This is a genomic window from Selenomonadales bacterium (assembly GCA_017442105.1).
Taxonomy (GTDB): Bacteria; Bacillota; Negativicutes; order RGIG982; family RGIG982; genus RGIG982.
Genome location: JAFSAX010000118.1, coordinates 1 through 3,740, shown reverse-complemented (window position 1 = coordinate 3,740; position 3,740 = coordinate 1). Strand labels below are relative to the sequence as shown.

Here is a 3,740-nt window from a genome sequence, read left to right as displayed (position 1 = left end):
CGTGATGGTCTGAACGTATTGAGCGGTGAAACGGGTGCGGGGAAATCTATTTTGATAGATGCACTCGGTCTTGTGCTCGGTGGTCGTGCTTCGGTGGAGAGTATTCGCCGTGGTGCGGACGGGTTCCGTATCGAAGCTGTGTTTGAGATCAATGATGGTCATCCGCTCCAAGCAGTACTTGAAGAAGCGGGTATCGAAGCGGAAGAAGACGGCAGTCTGATCGTTAGTCGTCGTTATACGACTGCAGGGAAAAATACGATCACGGTAAATGGGTGTCATGTTACGCTCAAGACGCTTAAACAATTGGCGGCGCATCTTGTCGATATGCACGGACAGCATGAGAATCAATCACTTCTGCGTCCGTCTGTGCAGCTGGCGCTTCTTGATCGGTATGATAAAGCTTCGGCGAAACTTCTGTCCGAGTATCAAGTGTCGTACGATTCATGGAAACATGCGGCGGCAGAACTGGCGCGTCTTACCGACTCGGAAGATGAGCAATCGCAAAGACTTGATATGCTTCGCTGGCAGATCGACGAGATCGCGGGTGCACAGCTGAAAGAAGGCGAAGAAGTTGCGCTCGATCAAGAGATCAAGCTGATGTCGAATTCGGAGAAGATCACCGAATCGCTTCGTGAGTGTTATCGTTTATTCTACGGGAGCAGTCGTCAAGAAAGCGGTGCCTTGGCACAACTGAGTGAGATACAAAAAGAATTGGAATCGGTCTGTCGTTTTGAAGAACGATTCGCGGAACACGTATCGGTCGTGTGCGAAGCTGTCTGTCAGCTGGAAGAGTGTGCGCGTGATGTAACCGATTACGGACAGAATTTATCGTATGATGCAGGTCGCATGGATCAGATGCAGCGACGTAAAGATGTTCTGTATAAACTGCGCAAAAAATATGGGCCGACGATAGAAGATGTTTTGGCATATTGTAAGCGTGCCGAAGCAGAGGCAGAAGAGATACTTCATCGCGAAGAGCGTATTGCCGAATGGCAGAAAAAAGAGAGTCTTGCTCGCCGGGAAATGGCGAAAAAGGCAGATGCTCTTACTGCACTTCGCAGACAGAGCGGAGAAGAACTTGCCGAAAAAATCGCGTATCATTTAAAGCAGCTCGGTATGACGAGTGCGTGTGTTGTGTTTGAAGTTGGGCAGACAGATACATATACTTCGATGGGGAATAATCAAGTGACGATATTGTTCTCGTCGAATTTGGGACAAAGTCCGCAACCGATACAGAAGGTTGCCTCGGGCGGGGAGATATCGCGTTTCGCTATCGCGCTCAAGGCGATCGGCAGTTGGCAAGAAGATGTCGAAACGATGGTGCTTGACGAGATCGACAGCGGCATTGGTGGACAAACAGCCCAGATGGTTGCTGAACGGATAGCCGTTATTGCGGCGCGTAAGCAGGTTCTCTGTATTACGCATTTGCCGCAGATTGCGTGCTATGCCGATAGGCATCTCTATGTAGAGAAACAAGAAGAATCGGAAGAAACGATCAGTCGTGTCAGATGCCTTGATGAAGACGGGCGCATAGAAGAGTTGGCGCGTCTTACGGCAGGCTCTGTTACGGAACTGTCGCTTCGTCATGCAGAAGAGATGCTTCGGTCTGCAACAGAAAAGAAAACTCAGTTACAATAAGAATATTCCTGCCCGTTGTTTTTGAATCGGTATACTTGTCGAACAGGATTTCCGGCAGGAATGTGCAATATTATATATAGGAATGGCGTAGCAAGATTTATACGCAGTGAGGAGATAACATTATGGACGAACAGCGTATTTCAGATATATTGAATAAGTTTCGATCGGGAGAATTGTCGGAGGCGGATACGGTATCGCAGCTCAAGAAGATGCCGTATGAAGAACTTGGTTTTGCGAAGATAGACCATCATCGCGCCGTTCGGCAAGGATTTCCCGAAGTCGTATTTTGTCAAGGCAAAACGACGCCGCAAGTTGTCGAGATCGTTAAACGATTGGCAGTTCACAACAAGAACATTTTGGCAACGCGAGCAGGTCGTGATGTCTACGAAGAAGTGAAAAAAATCGTGCCTGAAGCGATATACAGCGATGCGGCAAGACTCATTTATTTGTATCAAGATAAAAAACCTGTCAATGAGGACAAGTTCGTTCTCGTTATGACGGCAGGTACGAGTGATATTCCCGTTGCGGAAGAAGCTGCTTTGACGGCGGAAGTGATGGGAAATCGTGTCGTACGTGTATTCGACGTCGGTGTTGCGGGGATACATCGTTTACTGGCACAGCACGATCTTATCATGCAGGCGAATGTCATCATCGTCGTCGCAGGCATGGAGGGTGCGCTTGCAAGTGTTGTCGGTGGTATGGCAGATAAACCGATCATTGCCGTTCCGACGAGTGTCGGTTACGGGGCGAACTTCCACGGATTGTCGGCACTTCTTTGCATGCTCAACAGTTGTGCGGCAGGTGTTGCTGTCGTGAATATCGACAACGGGTTCGGTGCAGGCAGACTGGCAAGCATTATCAATCAATTGGGGGACTAGAATGAACGCAATATATTTAGATTGTTTTTCGGGAATCAGCGGTAATATGCTGCTTGGCGCGTTCGTTGATTGTGGCGTGTCGCTTACCGAAGTAGAAGAAGAATTGAAAAAACTCGGTATTTCCGATGAATATTATTTTACGTGTGAAGCAGTATCCAAATGCGGAATTGCCGCAACACATCTCGATGTAGAACCGACAAATCAAGGTCACGGTCATCATCATCACCATGACCACGATCATTCGTTTTTGCATAAATTGATGCATAAGATCCATCATCATCACCATGACCACGACCATCATCATTCGCACGATGGTCATACGCACAGTCACGGGCATGGCGAACATAGTCACAGCCATGACGGCAACCGTAATTTGCCCGATATCGTCCAATTGATCGAAGCATCTTCCTTAAGTGATACGGTCAAAGATAACAGTATCAAGGTGTTTACGCACTTGGCAAAAGCAGAAGCTAAGGTGCATGGTAAGACGATAGAAGAAGTCCATTTCCATGAAGTCGGTGCCGTCGATACGATCGTCGATATCATTGGTAATGTCATTTGTATGGAAAAATTGGGCATTGATAAGATATTTTATTCTAAAGTGCATGTCGGTAATGGATATGTCAATTGTGCGCATGGCAAAATGCCTGTTCCTGCGCCTGCGACGGCAGAACTTCTCCTTCATATTCCGCATTATAAAGGTGATGTGATGAAAGAGTTGGCAACACCGACCGGTGCGGCGATCTTATCTGCATTCGGTACGTTCTCCGAAACGATGCCGAGTGGTTTTGTTGCTGATAAGACCGGCTATGGTGCGGGCGGTTGGGATCTCGAAATCCCGAACGTTTTGCGTATGACGCTCGGTACGTGGCAGGAAGAAGTCAATGCTGAGAAAAAAGATACTGTCGCAGATACGAAGCTCGTTATCGAAACGAACATCGACGATATGAATCCGCAGAACTATGAATACGTGCTCGAACGATTGTTCGCAGTCGGTGCGGTCGATGCGTATCTGACGCCGATCATTATGAAGAAAAACAGACCTGCTGTCAAAGTCAGCGTTCTGGTCGATGCAAAATATTTTGATGAAGTCAGTCGTGTTTTGTTTGAAGAAACGACGACGATCGGGATCCGTTATTATCCTGTCGATCGTAAGGTAGCGGTACGTGAGTTCAAAGATATCACGACCGAACTCGGTACGGCTCAAGTAAAGATATCTTCGGT

At 47.7% G+C, this 3,740-nt stretch carries 3 protein-coding genes; all 3 read left to right on the top strand.

Annotated elements, in window-relative coordinates; genetic code table 11:
* The coding region (gene recN, locus IJN28_04605; protein MBQ6713053.1) for a DNA repair protein RecN at positions 1-1,638 on the top strand (1,638 nt) is incomplete at its 5' end.
* Positions 1,639-1,760: 122 nt separating this feature from the next.
* On the top strand, positions 1,761-2,516 hold the full coding sequence (gene larB / locus IJN28_04600; GenBank protein MBQ6713052.1) for a nickel pincer cofactor biosynthesis protein LarB: 756 nt from the start codon (positions 1,761-1,763) through the stop codon (positions 2,514-2,516).
* 1 nt (position 2,517) lies between these two features.
* A partial coding sequence (gene larC / locus IJN28_04595) for a nickel pincer cofactor biosynthesis protein LarC (protein ID MBQ6713051.1) occupies positions 2,518-3,740 on the top strand: 1,223 nt, incomplete at its 3' end.